The 15054-nt window shown below is 52.9% G+C and carries 32 protein-coding genes; all 32 read left to right on the top strand.

Going from position 1 to position 15054, the window contains the following annotated elements; genetic code table 11:
- Positions 1-8: 8 nt before the first annotated feature.
- The 32 genes from KNP77_RS07325 to KNP77_RS07175 all read left to right on the top strand — a co-directional run bounded on the left by KNP77_RS07325 (position 9) and on the right by KNP77_RS07175 (position 15053).
- Positions 9-761 carry a Rha family transcriptional regulator gene (locus KNP77_RS07325; protein WP_214889795.1) on the top strand — a complete coding sequence of 251 codons (753 nt, stop codon included), beginning with the start codon at positions 9-11 and terminating at the stop codon, positions 759-761.
- A 290-nt stretch (positions 762-1051) separates the two neighbouring features.
- Positions 1052-1327 (top strand): hypothetical protein, encoded by a 276-nt coding sequence (locus KNP77_RS07320; RefSeq protein ID WP_214889792.1) that lies wholly within the window; start codon positions 1052-1054, stop codon positions 1325-1327.
- 112 nt (positions 1328-1439) lie between these two features.
- Positions 1440-1640, top strand: coding sequence for a hypothetical protein (locus tag KNP77_RS07315; protein ID WP_214889789.1), 201 nt, complete (start codon positions 1440-1442; stop codon positions 1638-1640).
- Complete coding sequence (locus tag KNP77_RS07310) at positions 1640-2116, top strand: hypothetical protein (RefSeq protein WP_214889786.1); 477 nt, start codon at positions 1640-1642, stop codon at positions 2114-2116. Before KNP77_RS07315 ends, KNP77_RS07310 begins: the two co-directional genes overlap by 1 nt.
- The gene (locus KNP77_RS07305; protein WP_214889783.1) at positions 2113-2301 is read left to right on the top strand and encodes a hypothetical protein; all 189 of its coding nucleotides are present in this window, start codon (positions 2113-2115) and stop codon (positions 2299-2301) included. Before KNP77_RS07310 ends, KNP77_RS07305 begins: the two co-directional genes overlap by 4 nt.
- Positions 2302-2330: 29 nt before the next feature.
- Positions 2331-2579 carry a hypothetical protein gene (locus tag KNP77_RS07300; RefSeq protein WP_214889780.1) on the top strand — a complete coding sequence of 83 codons (249 nt, stop codon included), beginning with the start codon at positions 2331-2333 and terminating at the stop codon, positions 2577-2579.
- Positions 2554-2928, top strand: coding sequence for a hypothetical protein (locus KNP77_RS07295; RefSeq protein ID WP_214889777.1), 375 nt, complete (start codon positions 2554-2556; stop codon positions 2926-2928). The genes KNP77_RS07300 and KNP77_RS07295 overlap by 26 nt, the downstream gene beginning before the upstream one ends.
- Positions 2925-3374, top strand: a complete 450-nt coding sequence (gene ssb / locus KNP77_RS07290) for a single-stranded DNA-binding protein (RefSeq protein WP_214889774.1) — start codon at positions 2925-2927, stop codon at positions 3372-3374. Before KNP77_RS07295 ends, ssb begins: the two co-directional genes overlap by 4 nt.
- A 39-nt stretch (positions 3375-3413) precedes the next feature.
- Positions 3414-4523: a DnaD domain protein gene (locus KNP77_RS07285; RefSeq protein ID WP_214889770.1), complete on the top strand. Its 1110-nt coding sequence runs from the start codon at positions 3414-3416 to the stop codon at positions 4521-4523.
- An 82-nt stretch (positions 4524-4605) separates the two neighbouring features.
- On the top strand, positions 4606-4995 hold the full coding sequence (locus KNP77_RS07280; protein WP_214889766.1) for a hypothetical protein: 390 nt from the start codon (positions 4606-4608) through the stop codon (positions 4993-4995).
- A complete protein-coding gene (locus KNP77_RS07275; RefSeq protein WP_214889763.1) occupies positions 4992-5177 on the top strand; it encodes a hypothetical protein in 186 nt (61 codons plus the stop codon). Before KNP77_RS07280 ends, KNP77_RS07275 begins: the two co-directional genes overlap by 4 nt.
- Positions 5129-5383 carry a hypothetical protein gene (locus tag KNP77_RS07270; protein WP_214889753.1) on the top strand — a complete coding sequence of 85 codons (255 nt, stop codon included), beginning with the start codon at positions 5129-5131 and terminating at the stop codon, positions 5381-5383. The genes KNP77_RS07275 and KNP77_RS07270 overlap by 49 nt, the downstream gene beginning before the upstream one ends.
- Before the next feature lie 154 nt (positions 5384-5537).
- Positions 5538-5996, top strand: coding sequence for an ArpU family phage packaging/lysis transcriptional regulator (locus KNP77_RS07265; RefSeq protein WP_214889751.1), 459 nt, complete (start codon positions 5538-5540; stop codon positions 5994-5996).
- Complete coding sequence (locus tag KNP77_RS07260) at positions 5993-6535, top strand: Holliday junction resolvase RecU (RefSeq protein ID WP_214889750.1); 543 nt, start codon at positions 5993-5995, stop codon at positions 6533-6535. The genes KNP77_RS07265 and KNP77_RS07260 overlap by 4 nt, the downstream gene beginning before the upstream one ends.
- Before the next feature lie 3 nt (positions 6536-6538).
- Positions 6539-6946 (top strand): replication terminator protein, encoded by a 408-nt coding sequence (locus tag KNP77_RS07255; RefSeq protein WP_214889748.1) that lies wholly within the window; start codon positions 6539-6541, stop codon positions 6944-6946.
- Positions 6947-7048: 102 nt separating this feature from the next.
- Positions 7049-7786 carry a hypothetical protein gene (locus KNP77_RS07250; RefSeq protein WP_214889746.1) on the top strand — a complete coding sequence of 246 codons (738 nt, stop codon included), beginning with the start codon at positions 7049-7051 and terminating at the stop codon, positions 7784-7786.
- Between the two features lie 96 nt (positions 7787-7882).
- Positions 7883-8389: a dUTP diphosphatase gene (locus KNP77_RS07245; RefSeq protein WP_214889744.1), complete on the top strand. Its 507-nt coding sequence runs from the start codon at positions 7883-7885 to the stop codon at positions 8387-8389.
- A gap of 13 nt (positions 8390-8402) precedes the next feature.
- Positions 8403-8534 (top strand): hypothetical protein, encoded by a 132-nt coding sequence (locus tag KNP77_RS16085; RefSeq protein WP_285801015.1) that lies wholly within the window; start codon positions 8403-8405, stop codon positions 8532-8534.
- Complete coding sequence (locus KNP77_RS07240) at positions 8525-8800, top strand: hypothetical protein (RefSeq protein WP_214889742.1); 276 nt, start codon at positions 8525-8527, stop codon at positions 8798-8800. The genes KNP77_RS16085 and KNP77_RS07240 overlap by 10 nt, the downstream gene beginning before the upstream one ends.
- Positions 8703-9017 (top strand): hypothetical protein, encoded by a 315-nt coding sequence (locus KNP77_RS07235; RefSeq protein WP_214889739.1) that lies wholly within the window; start codon positions 8703-8705, stop codon positions 9015-9017. The genes KNP77_RS07240 and KNP77_RS07235 overlap by 98 nt, the downstream gene beginning before the upstream one ends.
- Positions 9014-9199 carry a DUF3797 domain-containing protein gene (locus tag KNP77_RS07230; protein WP_214889736.1) on the top strand — a complete coding sequence of 62 codons (186 nt, stop codon included), beginning with the start codon at positions 9014-9016 and terminating at the stop codon, positions 9197-9199. Before KNP77_RS07235 ends, KNP77_RS07230 begins: the two co-directional genes overlap by 4 nt.
- Positions 9200-9230: 31 nt before the next feature.
- Positions 9231-9428, top strand: coding sequence for a hypothetical protein (locus tag KNP77_RS07225; RefSeq protein ID WP_214889733.1), 198 nt, complete (start codon positions 9231-9233; stop codon positions 9426-9428).
- A complete protein-coding gene (locus KNP77_RS07220; protein WP_214889731.1) occupies positions 9388-9777 on the top strand; it encodes a YopX family protein in 390 nt (129 codons plus the stop codon). Before KNP77_RS07225 ends, KNP77_RS07220 begins: the two co-directional genes overlap by 41 nt.
- 8 nt (positions 9778-9785) lie before the next feature.
- Positions 9786-9986 carry a hypothetical protein gene (locus KNP77_RS07215; RefSeq protein WP_214889728.1) on the top strand — a complete coding sequence of 67 codons (201 nt, stop codon included), beginning with the start codon at positions 9786-9788 and terminating at the stop codon, positions 9984-9986.
- A 236-nt stretch (positions 9987-10222) separates the two neighbouring features.
- The gene (locus tag KNP77_RS07210) at positions 10223-10684 is read left to right on the top strand and encodes a hypothetical protein (protein ID WP_214889726.1); all 462 of its coding nucleotides are present in this window, start codon (positions 10223-10225) and stop codon (positions 10682-10684) included.
- Positions 10685-10697: 13 nt separating this feature from the next.
- Entirely contained in the window at positions 10698-10988 is a 291-nt protein-coding gene (locus tag KNP77_RS07205) for a hypothetical protein (RefSeq protein ID WP_214889723.1), read from the top strand.
- Between the two features lie 22 nt (positions 10989-11010).
- Entirely contained in the window at positions 11011-11349 is a 339-nt protein-coding gene (locus KNP77_RS07200; RefSeq protein WP_214889721.1) for a hypothetical protein, read from the top strand.
- Positions 11336-11839: a hypothetical protein gene (locus tag KNP77_RS07195; RefSeq protein ID WP_214889719.1), complete on the top strand. Its 504-nt coding sequence runs from the start codon at positions 11336-11338 to the stop codon at positions 11837-11839. The genes KNP77_RS07200 and KNP77_RS07195 overlap by 14 nt, the downstream gene beginning before the upstream one ends.
- Before the next feature lie 313 nt (positions 11840-12152).
- The gene (locus tag KNP77_RS07190) at positions 12153-12290 is read left to right on the top strand and encodes a hypothetical protein (protein WP_214889717.1); all 138 of its coding nucleotides are present in this window, start codon (positions 12153-12155) and stop codon (positions 12288-12290) included.
- A 158-nt stretch (positions 12291-12448) separates the two neighbouring features.
- Complete coding sequence (locus KNP77_RS07185) at positions 12449-13042, top strand: hypothetical protein (protein WP_214889715.1); 594 nt, start codon at positions 12449-12451, stop codon at positions 13040-13042.
- Positions 13020-14816, top strand: coding sequence for a phage terminase large subunit family protein (locus tag KNP77_RS07180; protein ID WP_214889713.1), 1797 nt, complete (start codon positions 13020-13022; stop codon positions 14814-14816). The genes KNP77_RS07185 and KNP77_RS07180 overlap by 23 nt, the downstream gene beginning before the upstream one ends.
- On the top strand, positions 14817-15053 hold the full coding sequence (locus tag KNP77_RS07175) for a DUF6148 family protein (protein ID WP_214889711.1): 237 nt from the start codon (positions 14817-14819) through the stop codon (positions 15051-15053).
- The last annotated feature ends 1 nt before the right edge of the window (position 15054 follow it).

Genomic DNA, 15054 nt, shown 5'->3' with positions numbered 1-15054 from the left:
GACAAGCAGTGAACGAATTTAAAACACCGATGTTCCAAGCAATGCAAGTCGCGGGACGAGTCAAAGAACAACAGCAAGCAATCGATAGTCGCGATATCGCGGAGATGATGGACAAACGTCATAGCGATCTAGTTCGTGATATTGATACTCACGTTAAGGCGATGAGTCAAAACGCAAATCTGCGTTCTGATGATTACTACATCGAGTCATCTTATCAAGCCGGTACCGGAAAGAGTTACCGCTGCTATCTTCTCACGAAACTCGGTTGCGAGATGATTGCCAACAAACTGACCGGCGAGAAGGGAATCCTATTCACGGCATTTTACGTGAAACACTTCAACCAAATGGAACAGGCACAGCAAGTCAGCCCGGAACAATCGCTCGCCATGCTGTTCCGCTCGCAAGCTGACCTCTTAGAAGAGACGCAAGGTATAAAGAATGACGTCAAATTTCTCAAAGGCGAGATGCGTCTCTCGACGAATGATGAGCAAATGTTCTCGAACCTAGCGAATCAACGGGTCACCAAATCGCTCGGCGGCAAGAAGGCACGAGCTTACAAGGACGCGTCACTTCGCCAGACAGTCTACTCGCAGTTTTGGAAAGAGTTCAAAGACTACTTCGAGATTGCCCGTAAAGGCGACTTGCCTCGGGTCAAACTCCAAGAAGCAAAAATGTTTATTCGAGAATGGACACCGAACACTGAAAATCGCATGACCATCAGCAAATTGAATGACCAACTCGAACTGGACTTCGAATCGTGAACAATTCTTTAAAAGATGGGGTCATTACTAATGAGGCCATCGATGATGTGGTTTCAAACCACACCATCTAAATGGGGTGAGTTCAACTCATACCATCGGAATGTAGGTCGTCATCCGTACTCGTTGGAAAGGATGTCGGTAACATCGACACCGTTTGGAATCGATGTTACGGCGAAACGCCGTACCTTCTACAGGTTTGCGCATAGCAGTTCTATGAATGTTGGGTCTAAGAATAACTTAGGTCGTCAAGACTAACTTTTCGTTAGGGTTACATCGAAAGGAGGACCACCATGCAACAAACGCAAGTACAGGTCGTCACGCTGACGGTCGACCAGCTCGAACGGATGCTGCAGCGTTCCGCGCAGATCGCCGTCGACAAGGTCTACTCACATGAAAAAAAGTACCTCAACCGGAGAGAAGCCGCCGCCTATCTGAGCATCAGCCCGGCGTCGCTCGACCGGATGGCCATCAAGGACAGCATCCCATATATTCAACCGGAGCTGTCGACCATCAAGCTCTATCACGTCAAGGACCTCGACGAGTGGGCGTTCGCCAACCGTCACTGACCATCGAAAGACACAAAAAAGCCGTGTCGCCCAAACGGGAAACACAGCTACACATAAACCTGAACACTTTAAGTGTAGCACGGGCGGCGCGAGTTGAAAAGGAGAGGGCAACATGCATCTACAACAGAAACTGGACCACATCCGATACGGGCTCCTTCTGACAGCGCTCGGGTCGGGCCTATGGCTCATGGCCACGATGAACGCACGCTTCGAATATTGGGTCATCCCGGCCGTCGCGTTCGTCATGAGCTCCGTTTTCTACGGGGCGCTACATTACATCGACGAGGAAATCGAGGAAGGGGCGAGCGAGTGATGGAAAGACGGGAGTCGCAATTGGACCCGACGCTATACGAACCAATCGACGGTCGCGAGGCGTTGATTCGCATCGCAAACGGGTTAGAGATTTTCAATTCACGTGGGACGCGCTATTTCTTCGATAAAAACGGCATCTTCTCGGAGCAGAAGGTAGGGAAGCCGTATGCCGACTTCGGACAACTTCCTGTCTCGGTCGCACTTGATGCCACATGGTACATCAGACGGGTATTCAATGTTCGCGAGCAACTACTCAAGCATCCGGACAAGTGGATCGGGAAGTTCAAGAGACGTAGTGACTGGCGCGCCGTTAAGTTTGATAGCGAGACGATGAGGGTCGTGAATGCAATCATCCTAACCGACACGGTCAATGCACTTGCGACCACTGCCACAACTTATAACATGCTCCATGATGATTTGGATAAGTGCATCCCGCTGAACTACGTCAGGCCATCGAGGGAGGTGAACGCTGAATGAACGCACAGACCGAATCCACCACGCTCGACACGCTCGAGCAGGCCGTCATCAAACGGCTGGAAAAAGAAGTGCGCGCCGAGGTCATCGACGTCACGGTCCTCGAATCACTGACGAAGACGCTCGATACCGTCGCGCATCACCTGAAACGACGGGATGATGATTTGTTCCGCGCATCCAGCATGTAAGCCAAATCGAAATCGAGAGGAGAATCGCCATGCAGACACACGAACCTGAACAACTCGAACAGCATTACGACGACGTCAATCGGCTCGTCGAGCTCGCGGCCGACCTTGACGACATCCAACAGGAGCTCAAGGCCATCGCGCTCAAAGGCGGGAAACGCAGAGTCTTCTACTCATTGACCGTTGCCCAGAAGCAAGTCGACGGGATGGTCAATGGCATCCAGCGTCAGATTAATCGATTGGAGGACGGGGAGGATGAGATCACAGAACCTGCGACGTAAGCATGAATCCTTACCGAAGATGAGCCGTCACCGCATCCGTATTAACAATGACCGGCTCAAAAGCCAGCTGTATCAGTCAGGCATGAAAGGCACGCACTCGGTCCGCCGGGATGACGGCATCATCTGGTTGTACCTCGAACGCACGAACGGCAATTATCAGCTCGTCAAGGACCGTATCCGTGAGTACGAGCTTGAGAACTGCGTCGAGTATGAGCTCCTGCTCAACCCGAAAGGATTCAACCCGAAGTACGACTGGGTCTGGGTCGTGCCGAAGCACGAGACATTCTACCGTGAAGGTGACGAAAAATACGAGGGAGACATCCCTTCGAAGAAAGTAGGGATTCAATGATCAACCGAGTTGTATTGGTAGGCAGGTTAGTACGCGATCCGGAACAACGTTACACGCAGTCAGGCATCGCTGTGACGCGCTTCACGCTCGCCTGCGACCGTCCGTTCAGTGGACAGGACGGGAAGCGAGAGGCGGACTTCATCGATTGTGTCGTCTGGCGCAAACAGGCGGAGAACGTATCGAAGTATCTATCGAAAGGGAGCATGGCCGGCGTCGACGGCCGGCTCCAAATCAGCAGCTATGAAGGGCAGGACGGACAGAAGCGTTACCGTGCCGAGGTCGTCGCTGACAGTGTGCGCTTCCTGAGCTCGAAAGGGGACGGAGGACGTGACAATGCACCGCCACCGAAGGACGATAAGGCGCCGTCGACAAGAAAAGGGTTCGACCAGGACCCCTTCAATGGCAGCGGGGAAATCGACTTGTCAGATGATGATCTGCCCTTCTGACGACCACATTGCTTTAAAACAGAGAACGGAGTGAACGAAATGAGCGTTTATCGAACAGTACAGACAGACTTTTGGAAAGACCCGAAGATCATGGAGGAATTCACACCGGAGGACAAGCTCTTCTACCTCTATCTCCTCACGAACCCGAACACGACACAGTGTGGCATCTACGGCATCACGAAGAAAGAGATGGCCTTCCAGCTCGGCTACTCGACAGAGACGGTAAACGCCCTGATGGACCGGTTCATCACCTATCACAAGCTCATCGACTATAACGTCGACACGAGAGAGCTCGTCATCTTCAATTGGGCGAAGTACAACTTCAAACGCGGTGGAAAACCGGTGCAAGATCTCATCAAATCCGAGCTCGCCAAGGTGAAGCATCAACCTTATATCGAAATCGTCGGAAAACACGTCCCGATAGACGGCATTCGGCAGGTATACGAATCGTACTACGTATCGTATGACGAATCGTGCCACGAATCGTATGACGAATCGCCGGACGAATCGCCCCACCAATCGTGCAACGAATCGACGCACGAATCGTCAAGTAAGGAATCGCTCAACAAAGCCATTCAGAAGACAATTGACGAATCGTACCACGAATCGTATGACGAATCGTCCGAAAAAAACGGACAAACAGAAACAAAAACAAAAACAGAAACAAAAGCAGAAACAAAACCACAACCACAACAAAAGAAAGAGACACTGACAAATGATGCGGTGGTGGCGGACCAGTTGAACGACCTCGCCAGTTTCTATCAGCAGAACATCAGTACGGCCACGCCTTACGTCATCGGTTCCCTCGAGGACATGATCGAAGATGCATCCTACGAGTCGGTACGTTATGCACTCGAACAGGCGGTCATCCAGGAAAAACGCACACTCAAATACGTCAAGCGAATCGTCGACCGTTGCATCGCCCAGAAACTGTTCACGTTCGACCTCATCCGTCTTCAAGAACAAAAGCGCCAACAGCAGCACGCAGGAACGAACCCCGACGCCAAGACACCGGAATGGCTCGAGAAGGAAGAACGTGAGTCCCGTGAGCATGCCGCCCGCAAGAAAGCGGAACTCGAAGCCGAGGTCCCGGACGACGCCGAGCTCGCAAAACTCATGTCGGAACTGAAGGGCGGGGCGAGCGCTTGAAGCAAGACCGCAGGGACCGCATCAAATCGTTAGACCGTGAGGTGAAGCGTTACGAGGCGAAGGGCGACGACGTGGTCGCCCGGTGCCTCCGCCATTTCGCGGAGCAACTGAAAAAAATCGAACAGAACAGGAGTGGACGAACATGAACGCAAACGAGATGGATCCGCACGTCTCTTACCTCGCCTTCGACGGCGACACACCGATGCGAATCCTCCGGGACGCCACGGGACAGATCTTCACCTTCGAATGGGTGGACATGGGCTACAGGGTCGACGGCAAGACCGTGTCGGCGATGATCCCGGTCCTGCTCTCCAAGAACGGGGAACTCGGGGACGAGTACCGCATCGAGCGCAAGTGGCGCAACAAGGACACGTTCGACCATCCGGTCGCGTCGGGCAAGGTGACGCTCTCGATGCCGCAGGCGGCCGAGCGCATCGTCAAGTATCAGATGGCCGCCGGGAACATGCTATGAGCCGACGCCCGGACGAACCATCGGACACGCTCGACAGTCAGACGGCCTACTTGTTACGCCGGCAACGGCAACGCAAGGCACTACATCGCATCCAGTCGCACATCAGTCGACACACACGGAAAGGGGTCTTGTCATGGGTGGCATCGTTTATCGCAAGTCTGAGGGAGACACGGAGCACCTGATCATCGTGTCCACCGGCATCACACGTCATCGCGTCGAAGGGGGTGAACTGGTCGATGTCGAGCACGACCTCTGCCCCATCGAGACCGCCGAACTGTTGCAACGTGAGCAGGACGACTGGACGCTCGACGGGGAGACGTTCCGAACGGTGGTGACGAGATGGCGCGAACAGAACGCCGCCCGAAACCCCGCCACGAGAGGGTCATAAAGTACAAGGTCACGAAAGCACAATATCTGACGAGAAGAGAAGGTACGCAGGTTGTCTATCAGTACATACCGCACGCCACACATCATGAGACACAACAACTCGTCTACCAAGGGTGGAAACGCCTATCAATCTAGCAGACAAAGGAGCAGGGTAGATGGACCATATTGTCGACCAAAAACTATCTAAGACCGCGCGGAACATCGCCGAGCAGAAGTTGAACAACTTCTACACGCTGCCGATCCGCATCGACCACTTGGAGAGCCGACTGGTCACCTCGACGACGCCGAGCTATCAGACGAGTGAGGGACAGAGCCATAAGGCGCCGTCCTCGCCCGTCGAGAAGGCGGTGCTCGCCAAAGAGGAACTCGACCACGCGCTCGCCGAACTATCAGAACTCGTCTATCTCAGGAAGCTGCTCGAGGAGACGCAGCCGGAACTGGTCCGGATCTGGGACCTCCGTTTCCGGAAAGGGCTACGCAACACCGACGCCATCGTCATCCAGGAACTCGGATACGGGAATCGGCAGAGTTACTTCAACGACCGTGATGCGCTTCTCGGCAGGGTGGCCGACGTATTCCGACTGTGGGACGACCTGAGAGGTGAGAAACCATGAAAATCAGCCCACGCAACCGTGGGCAACGTTTCGAACAGATGGTCGACCTGGCGAACCACACATATCGTCTGAAGCGGATCGCCCACGTCCGGAAGACGTTCCCGGAATCGAAGATCCAACGCGATAAAAAAGGAGCCATCCAAAAACATTGGTTCGAACGTTCTGGCGGGCTCGACTACATGGGGACCGTAGACGGACGCTTCATCGCCTTCGATGCCAAGTCGACGCGGAAGAACTATCTGTCCGTCGACAAGGTGTCGGACGAGCAATACACGGAACTCAGGCGTGTGCTCGACTTCGGCGGGGTGTCGTTCCTGCTCGTGCACTTCGAGCTCCACAATGAGACATATCTCTTGGAAGCCGAGGATGCCCTCAGGTGGCGCAACAGCACCGAGCGTAAGTCTATCCCTGTCGAATGGTTCCGCGAGCGTCAGACGCATCGAATTTACAGCCGGAACGGCATCATCCTCGACTACCTCGACCCGATTGCTGAGGAACTGGCATTCAAAACAACCAAATCATATACATCGGAGGACTAAATCATGCACAAACACATCGACCTGAACAACTTTGCGGACGGAGCATTGCTCGAACGCGTCAACATGGAAATCGGAAAGGTGCTCGAGAACATTCAAGACCTGAACACCGATGCGACGAAGAAGCGCAAGGTGACGATCACGCTCGATATTGAACCGAATGACCGTCGCGAACTCGCGAACGTCGTCTCATCTGTCAAATCGACACTGGTACCGACCACGGCCGTCTCGGCCTCGCTCATGATCGGACACGATGGACGACAGGTCATCGGCCGTGAGCTGAAATCATCGATGCCGGGCCAATACATGGTCGACGTCGACTCAGGTGAGATTGTCAACGACGACGGGACGAAGCTCGAGGAACCGAACACGACTGCCGAATCAACCGTCATCGACTTCCGCAAGACGAAGTAATCAAAACACTCATGGGAACGGGGTCAAGCGCCCCGGCTCGTGTACGACGTGTATAGCTTTTAAATCAACCAACTAATCCAACAGACAAGGGAGCAAACCATCATGACAATCTTCAAAGACGCATTCGACTGGATCAAAAACCACGGAAAGGTGGACGAGCTGTACCACAAATCGCAAACGTATGTCAGCCGCAGCGTCGAACGCCTGGAAGACCCGACGGCGAACACGGTCAAGGTCAACTCACTTCAATCGCTTGTGCGCTATGTCTTGAGCGAAATCGATGAGAACACGACGTTCGTCAAAGAAAATGACGGAGACAAATATCTCATCCATGTCGAGAGTCCGACGACGGTCCATCTCTACGGTCGCTTGAACGATCAGGGACGCCGCAGCCGTTACGTCACATCGGAGGCACTCTTGCCGCAATATCCGTTCGAACGATTCCTCGACATGGAACAGATGAACATCAAGCTGCAGTCGATCTTCGTGAAGAACGATGACCGTGACGTCCTGCTCAAGGTATGCGGGTCGGTCGTCGAAGAGAACATCCAAACCCGCGAGGATGATGGGGTGTCTCAGATCATCAGTGCGAAGACGGGCGTCGCCACAATCGGCAAGGTCGCGGTACCGAATCCGGTCACGCTCGCCCCGTATCGCACGTTCGTCGAGGTCGAACAGGTCGAGAGCCAGTTCATCTTCCGAATGAAGGAAGGACCGACGGCGGCACTCTTCGAGGCGGACGGTGGACAATGGCGCAACGCGGCCATTGAGAACATCAAAGAGTTCCTGGCTGACGCGCTCAGCGAGGACGTTGAGAACGAACGTATCCTCATCATCTGATCGGCACGACCGACAACTGGATCCCCGGCTCTAACCGAATCGGGGATTTCTTTTACCCAAAAACACGACTTAGACGCAGAAAAGGGGCTAAACGACATGGCTGACATGATACTGACACGCGAACTGTTCCGCCACATGTGCGAGGAACAGGAGAAGCTGGACAAACATATTTATGAGTCACGGGACGTCAAAGAGCCGTCACTGAAGGGTCTCGACATCGGGTACACGAGCGAGGCCAATGAGGCGGTCAAGGAACTGAAGAAGGACTGGAAATGGTGGACGACCAAGGAGCGTGACCGTGAACGGTTCATCGAAGAGCTTGCCGACTGCTTCCACTTCGTCGCCAGCATGGCCAACAAGACACGGACCGTCGGATATTGTTACCTCGCCATCGAGCTCGAATACAAGAAGGTGAGCCGATTGGCGCGTGAACATTATCCGGACGAGGACCTGATCTATAAGGCGGTCAAAGGGACGGTACAGGAATCGATCGCCTCGTTGATCGCGATTGCCGAGGTATTGGGGGCCACGACGGACGAGATCATGACGGCGTTCGAGGACTCGCTCGAGAAGAACTACGCCCGGATGGCATCAGGCTACTGATATGGGTGTACTGATGATATGGGCAGGAGTGCTCGGCGTTCTGTACGGGGCGCTACATGAAGAGAGATGCATGTCGGCCTTCGCACTCCTGGTCATCATCGGTATCGTCATCGACCGGAAGGAGGAGCGAACGAGATGGCCATAAGACCTGACTGGAACATGTTCCGCGTCTACTATCTCGAAGATGGGACGGAGCAGTCGTTCGTCACCGTCGCGGACGGAGAAACAGGTTGCAGACGCAATTTAAGTATCTTGCGAGGCGACAATGCACGGTTCATGCATGCGGACGAATGGAGAGAGGGGGTATCGAACGATGGAAAAACAACTGAACCGGCAACAGCGCCGGAGACGGGAACGCGAGTTTCAAGAGAAGCGGAAGAGCGCTTTGAACAAACGGTACTCTGGGACTGAGGTACAGAAAATCGTGTTCCAGACGATGTTTGACACGTTCGAAGCGGCGAAAGCGATGCATCACGACTCTATGAAAATGGCCGCTGCCAAAGTGAATGGCGTCGGCCCGGAACGGACGAAGCAATTGCTCGAGCACTTCGACGAGGCGTTCGACGTGGCGATTCAAGAAAAGGCGAAGGCGTTCCTGAACGGGACGATCGGGGAGGGGATTAAGTGAACGCTTTAAAAACGTTTGAATTAATTCAGAAGTACAGCGATTGTCCTTTGTGCGGTAATGACAAAGTCGGTAACGGCGCAGGTAAATTGATTGTTGAAGACGATAGATTTTACCGTTCTTGTAAATGCGGTTGGGAAGTAGAAACTGATGAACAAGGTAACGAAAAACTAATCAACCAGTAAAATTACGATTTCCACGGACGGAGGACATCGCATGAAGCAACTGGCAGACCGTATGAAGCTGTTGAAGCACGAAGTTACGATGTATGACGAGATGATCCGATTGTTACAGGTGGAGCGGGAGACGAGGGTGCTCGAACTTGAGTCCCTCTCAAGCCGCTATGAATCGATGACCGACAAGGAGGGCGTATATGAACGACATCAGTTTCAGAGCGTGGCACATCGAACGTGAGTGGATGTATGACGTCACGAGCATCAGCTTCAAAACCGCGACCGTCGGGATTGAATATGACGGCATGGCAGAGAGGGTTCCTATAAACGAGGTCGCGCTTTTACCGTTCATAGGGCTAATCGATACGAAGGGTCGGCGTATCTATGAAGGTGATGTCGTGGAGTGCATCTATGAGCCATGGGAGAAACCGACGCTCAACCATGTACGTGTATCGAATGGTCGCGTCATGTACGGCGATTACCTGGCGTATGGCGTATTCAAAGAACACGAATTCGTCCATGTGGTCGGAGACATATACAGCAACCCTGAGTGGTCTGATTTGAGTAAGTGGAATGTGGTGACCAAATGACAAGAATCATGAACATCATCCCACATCCACGCCGTAAAAATCATGTGCTGATTAATTACAAAGGAAATACTGTCGCGGAAGGATTGAAGTGTCCAAGCGGCAGAATCGAAGTGAGGCCGGAACCCAAGCATTTCTCCCCGCTCCATAGAACGCATAAAGTGCTCGACACACGTCAGATCGAAGAGCTGGTACTTTTATCAGACAAATGAACTAAACAATAAATTTTACTGGAGAGTGACAGAAAATGAGAAAACTTTCAGAGTTATACGATGGTGTTTTACTTGGCAACGAAGATTTAACAAATGTTGTTACCGCTGAAATGATGCGAGAAGAAATAGGATTAGGAAAATCTTATACAGGCAAGTATTTTACACTTCGTCTAGAGGGGTCTGACAAAGGGTTTACGATTGTTGAAGAAATTGACATCGATGTGATGCAGGATGAAATGATGATTCAAATTTTCGGCGATGACTTATGTGCCGCATTCGAGGAAAACAAGATTCCCGCAGAATTGAAATATAAGACGATTCGTGAGCTCGATCGTTATGAGCACGGTTACGAGGTATGGGAACTCACCGACGAGAATCTTCGAAAACTTGACGCTATCTCGGATGACGTTTGGAGCGAGAGGAATTACGGATGGTATCGATACGGAGAGCGTTCTCAATATCCGGACGGAGCCGTTCACATCGTCAACGGACACGAGATGATTGGCTATTCGCTCGATGAAGATCGCTTGGAAATCTTTCAAGGGGACGAGAAAGGTCATGCCATCTTCAAGCATGTCTTGGATTATATCTATTCCGGCGAAGGACTGAGTACGGAGAAGAACATCGCGATTACATGCATCACGCTCTCGATGGCGAATAGTATGACGCTCGCTGAGTTTATGACGAAATACTATTAAGGAGGTTCGAGTGATGGCGACAGACAAACCGAACTACAATAAGTTCATGCCAGCTCAGTTTAAAACAGCCTACAGCTCCAAAGTGAAGCCGCCGCGACAGACAACGGTCAAGGATTGGCACCTCGAAGGCGCCCATCCCTCCTCGTCCATCGGGGTCAACCCACTGTTCATCCAATGGCTGCGCGACACGGACGCGCAAGCAGGTGACATGATCGACGTCATCGGGTACCAGCTGTACCGGCGCAAACATGGGCTTGCGCTCGGGAGTGACTGGAAACAGATTATTTCAGATACAGCCAATTGAACAGAAAAGGAGACTACAAGCGATGAATGATCAAAACAAGGATGCGATAGCGGAAATCACACGTCAAGTCATGGAAGCGGCGAGGCTGTTACGGGATGCGGCCGTCAGACTTTGGAACATGCTCCTCGAGCGGGCTCGTATCGTTTTCAACCGAATGGTCATATCTAACGAACGCATCGAGCAAGTCAGAACCAACAAACGCCCAGGATACATCCAGCTCCCGCCGAAGCCAAAACAATTAGGCCTCAACGCAATCCCGCAACAAAGCGGTTGCTCGATGAAGATTGAACGGGCCCATCAGATGAATCAACGTCACCCGGCACTCAGACGAATCGGAGGGACAAGACATGGGAAAGGCTAATAGACTTTTTGGCAGACGTGAACTGAAAGTCGTCGGCAAGATGATACTTCTGTACATATGCCTCAGCATCATATGGATCATGCACGAATGGTTTGCATACCGGTCACTCAATATGGATGTAGCGGATTCTGTGGCGGCAGGACTGTTGGCATACTTCATCGTCATCACGTCGGAGTATAACGCCTATCTGAAGTTGGCCCGGCAGAACATCGAAGCTCATCAAACAGCGGTCGTCGACCTGAACGACATCATACTCCGCCAGAAAAAAGTGATTGCCGAGCAGAACAAAACAATGCTCCGGCTGGGAACGATCACCGCCTGGAAAAAAGATATCGCCTCAGAGAAAATGATATCGGCGCTAGAACGATATGCCGACCCCGAATATTATTCTATCCTGAATGACAGGGATGTTTTCGAGGGCGGCGAGGATGAAGAGTTGAGACCGGTCGGGTCATTGGCACGCCAAGCAATCGACCGAACGAAAACATGATACGGAATTGATACGATTTTGATACGGATTTGATACTCCACCCTTAGAAAAGCGTGTGATAATTGGGGTGTAGAGGAGCGTGCACACGCCGCAAGTGACCGCGTCTCCTCACCGTTCACTCCAAACTTAATAGTCCCTCAGGTCGTAGGGACACACTCAAGCCACCGAGCGGATTCGGTGGCTTTTTGTATGCATCAACGACCAGACGAGTGCGTCCTCCCCTTCGGTAGCGGCTGAGTACCCCCGAACTTGGTCGCAAGACCTGATGGCTCGTCTGGTGCTTGATGTAAACAAGGTATGAGGAGGGATCGACATGAGAAAATATGGCGCAGAATTCTATCAAATCAAATGGACCATCAATCCGATGCGCAAAGACAAGCGGACAGGCCCGACACGCATCCGGAAGCGGAGCAAGTGGGCGAACTATCTATGGGACGAACGAAATCGTTAATGACCCTATCAAAAAAAGTAAAAGGTACTGGGAAAAATATAAAATTCAGCCGCGGGTGCTGCGAGGCCCGCGGAAGCGCTAGTTTTTTTCGCTAAAAGTCCGTTTCGCTTTCGCCTTGCCGTTGTTGGGAAATAATCGTTCGAAGGGAGGTTGAAGCCTTGGCACGCAAGGATTCAGAGAAAAACACATATACCGTCAGTACAGCCGAAATAAGCGAAATCTTCGGGATTTCAACGCGAAGAGTGCAGCAATTGGCGAAGGATGGCGTGTTCGTCCGTGTCGGCCACGGTCAATTCGACCTCCCGGCGTCAGTGAATTCGTTCATCGAGTACCGTCTGGACGACACAAAAGACGAGGGAGTCCTCGACAAAACGACAGAAGAGGCAAAATGGACCCGTGCCCGACGTGAGAAAACGGAGCTCGAACTTCAAATCATGCGGGGTGATCTGCATCGATCGGAAGATGTGAGGCGCGTCATGAACGATTTGATGGGCGCGTTCCGGGCGAGAATCCTCTCCATCCCTTCGAAATTCGCACCGCAGTTGGTCGGATTGACTGAAATCCCACCGATCAAAGAGGTTTTGAAGCAAGGGGTGTATGAAGCGCTGGAAGAACTGTCTGATTATGACCCGATGGTCTTCTACGACATCAGCAAGGACAAGATGCTGCTAGAAGATGCGGACGAGGTCACTTCCATCGACGACGAGCTGAACGGGGAGCCGGTGCGCCATGACGGCAAGCCGAAAAAGTAAAAGTACCGAGAGCCTGTTCCGTGACATCGTCAAGAACGCGATTGCGCCGCCACCAGATCTGACAGTGTCCGAGTGGGCGGACGCCTATCGTAAACTTTCGTCGGAATCGTCGGCCGAACCGGGGCAATGGCGCACGGATCGCGCACCGTATCAACGCGAAATCATGGATTCGGTCAACGATCCGGAGTATGAGAAGATCGTCATCATGTCGAGTGCGCAGGTCGGGAAGACCGAGCTCATCTTGAACACGCTCGGCTACCATGTCGACTTCGACCCGGGTCCGATTTTGGTCGTGCAACCGACGGTCGCGCTCGCCCAATCGTTCTCGAAAGAGCGTCTGGCGCCGATGATTCGGGACACCCCGGCCATCAAACATAAGATTGCCGATGCGAAGAGCCGCGATTCAGGGAACACGACACTCCAAAAATCGTTCCCGGGCGGATACATCGTCCTCGCAGGAGCGAACGCACCGTCCGGACTCGCATCACGTCCGATTCGAATCCTCTTAGCCGATGAGATCGACCGTTTCCCTGTATCGGCCGGTACCGAGGGCGACCCGTTGTCCCTCGCCGAAAAACGGACGAACAACTTCTATAACCGGAAAAAGATTTTCGTGTCGACGCCGACAATCAAAGGCGCTTCACGAATCGAGAAGGAATATGAGCTCAGCACGATGGAAGAATGGACGCTCGCCTGTCCGTCATGCGGCGAATATCAACCGTTGAAGTTCGCCCAGATCCATTTCGACAGTGTCTCGATGTCCTGCAGCTGTTGCGGGGCATTGCACGACGAATACGAATGGAAACGAAGCCCTGGCAAGTGGATCGCCCGAAACCCTGGCGCACGCAGTCGGGGTTTTCATCTCAACGAGTTCGCCTCGCCGTGGAAAAAATGGCAAGAAATCATCAACGACTTTCTAGATGCCAAGAAAAAAGGGCAGGAGGCGATGAAAGTATGGGTGAACACCTCGCTCGGCGAGACATGGGAGGAAGAGACGGAAGAGGTTGATACAGAATCCCTCGAAAGCCGTCGTGAAGAATACGGCGCCGAAGTCCCCGATCGGGTCAAAGTATTGACGGCTGCCGTCGATACGCAGGACGACCGTTTCGAAGTCGAGGTGGTCGGATGGGGCGCGGGCCGTGAATCGTGGGGCATCGAATACCATGTCATTCACGGCGACCTCAAAACAGAGAAACCATGGCAAGAGCTCGATGAGTATCTTTCACGGACGTGGTCCAAGTCGGACGGCAAGCGTTTCGGCATTGCTGCCACCTGCATGGATTCCGGCGGTCATTTCACCGGTGAGGTTTACCGGTTCACGAAGGCCCGGGAGTCCAGACGCGTCTACGCCATCAAGGGCCGGTCTGACACGAAGGGACAATATACGCCACTCGTCGCAGGCTACACCCGGCCGAAGCCGGTCAAAGCGGTGCTGGTCAGTCTCGGCGTCTCGGAAGGCAAGTCGCGCGTCATGTCGAACATCTGTGTCACGGAGATCGGGCCGAACTATTGCCACTTTCCCCAAGGGCGCGGCTATGACGCGAATTATTTCCTCGGTCTGACGGCCGAAGCGCTCGTCACGAAATACGAGAGAGGCGTCGCGTACAAGGTGTGGAAGAAAATCCGGAACCGAAACGAGCCACTCGATCTACGTGTCTATAACACGGCAGCGTTAGAGATCCTGAATCCGGACTTGAATTCCGAACGGGAATACACGATCGGTACCGCACGTAAGAAGAAGAAACGGCGGACATCGTCGAAAGGGGTGACGTAATTGAATGAACTAACCGGGGTCATGACCCTCCAACGGGCGAAAACGCATCTTGAGGCATGGTATCAAGCGGACCTGGCCGTCTCGACAGGGAAAAGTTACACGATCGGCTCTCGGTCGCTCACCCGTGCAGATATGGATGATATCCGTCAGCAAATCAAATACTGGGAAGGCCGTGTGTCTGCCCTGACGAACAAGCCACGACGACGCGCCAAACGCATCGTGCCACGTGACCTATGAA

This window comes from Exiguobacterium sp. s142 (genome assembly GCF_018618455.1).
Taxonomy (GTDB): domain Bacteria; phylum Bacillota; class Bacilli; order Exiguobacteriales; family Exiguobacteriaceae; genus Exiguobacterium; species Exiguobacterium aurantiacum_A.
This window is presented reverse-complemented; position numbering and strand designations above follow the sequence as displayed.

Coding starts and splice junctions, on each gene's coding strand:
- KNP77_RS07320 (WP_214889792.1), top strand. CDS start 1,052: ATGCAACAAACGCAAGTACAGGTCGTCACGCTGACGGTCGACCAGCTC.
- KNP77_RS07315 (WP_214889789.1), top strand. CDS start 1,440: ATGCATCTACAACAGAAACTGGACCACATCCGATACGGGCTCCTTCTG.
- KNP77_RS07310 (WP_214889786.1), top strand. CDS start 1,640: ATGGAAAGACGGGAGTCGCAATTGGACCCGACGCTATACGAACCAATC.
- KNP77_RS07305 (WP_214889783.1), top strand. CDS start 2,113: ATGAACGCACAGACCGAATCCACCACGCTCGACACGCTCGAGCAGGCC.
- KNP77_RS07300 (WP_214889780.1), top strand. CDS start 2,331: ATGCAGACACACGAACCTGAACAACTCGAACAGCATTACGACGACGTC.
- KNP77_RS07295 (WP_214889777.1), top strand. CDS start 2,554: ATGAGATCACAGAACCTGCGACGTAAGCATGAATCCTTACCGAAGATG.
- ssb (WP_214889774.1), top strand. CDS start 2,925: ATGATCAACCGAGTTGTATTGGTAGGCAGGTTAGTACGCGATCCGGAA.
- KNP77_RS07285 (WP_214889770.1), top strand. CDS start 3,414: ATGAGCGTTTATCGAACAGTACAGACAGACTTTTGGAAAGACCCGAAG.
- KNP77_RS07275 (WP_214889763.1), top strand. CDS start 4,992: ATGAGCCGACGCCCGGACGAACCATCGGACACGCTCGACAGTCAGACG.
- KNP77_RS07270 (WP_214889753.1), top strand. CDS start 5,129: ATGGGTGGCATCGTTTATCGCAAGTCTGAGGGAGACACGGAGCACCTG.
- KNP77_RS07265 (WP_214889751.1), top strand. CDS start 5,538: ATGGACCATATTGTCGACCAAAAACTATCTAAGACCGCGCGGAACATC.
- KNP77_RS07260 (WP_214889750.1), top strand. CDS start 5,993: ATGAAAATCAGCCCACGCAACCGTGGGCAACGTTTCGAACAGATGGTC.
- KNP77_RS07255 (WP_214889748.1), top strand. CDS start 6,539: ATGCACAAACACATCGACCTGAACAACTTTGCGGACGGAGCATTGCTC.
- KNP77_RS07250 (WP_214889746.1), top strand. CDS start 7,049: ATGACAATCTTCAAAGACGCATTCGACTGGATCAAAAACCACGGAAAG.
- KNP77_RS07245 (WP_214889744.1), top strand. CDS start 7,883: ATGGCTGACATGATACTGACACGCGAACTGTTCCGCCACATGTGCGAG.
- KNP77_RS16085 (WP_285801015.1), top strand. CDS start 8,403: ATGATATGGGCAGGAGTGCTCGGCGTTCTGTACGGGGCGCTACATGAA.
- KNP77_RS07240 (WP_214889742.1), top strand. CDS start 8,525: ATGGCCATAAGACCTGACTGGAACATGTTCCGCGTCTACTATCTCGAA.
- KNP77_RS07235 (WP_214889739.1), top strand. CDS start 8,703: ATGGAAAAACAACTGAACCGGCAACAGCGCCGGAGACGGGAACGCGAG.
- KNP77_RS07225 (WP_214889733.1), top strand. CDS start 9,231: ATGAAGCAACTGGCAGACCGTATGAAGCTGTTGAAGCACGAAGTTACG.
- KNP77_RS07220 (WP_214889731.1), top strand. CDS start 9,388: ATGAACGACATCAGTTTCAGAGCGTGGCACATCGAACGTGAGTGGATG.
- KNP77_RS07215 (WP_214889728.1), top strand. CDS start 9,786: ATGAACATCATCCCACATCCACGCCGTAAAAATCATGTGCTGATTAAT.
- KNP77_RS07210 (WP_214889726.1), top strand. CDS start 10,223: ATGATGATTCAAATTTTCGGCGATGACTTATGTGCCGCATTCGAGGAA.
- KNP77_RS07205 (WP_214889723.1), top strand. CDS start 10,698: ATGGCGACAGACAAACCGAACTACAATAAGTTCATGCCAGCTCAGTTT.
- KNP77_RS07200 (WP_214889721.1), top strand. CDS start 11,011: ATGAATGATCAAAACAAGGATGCGATAGCGGAAATCACACGTCAAGTC.
- KNP77_RS07195 (WP_214889719.1), top strand. CDS start 11,336: ATGGGAAAGGCTAATAGACTTTTTGGCAGACGTGAACTGAAAGTCGTC.
- KNP77_RS07190 (WP_214889717.1), top strand. CDS start 12,153: ATGAGAAAATATGGCGCAGAATTCTATCAAATCAAATGGACCATCAAT.
- KNP77_RS07180 (WP_214889713.1), top strand. CDS start 13,020: ATGACGGCAAGCCGAAAAAGTAAAAGTACCGAGAGCCTGTTCCGTGAC.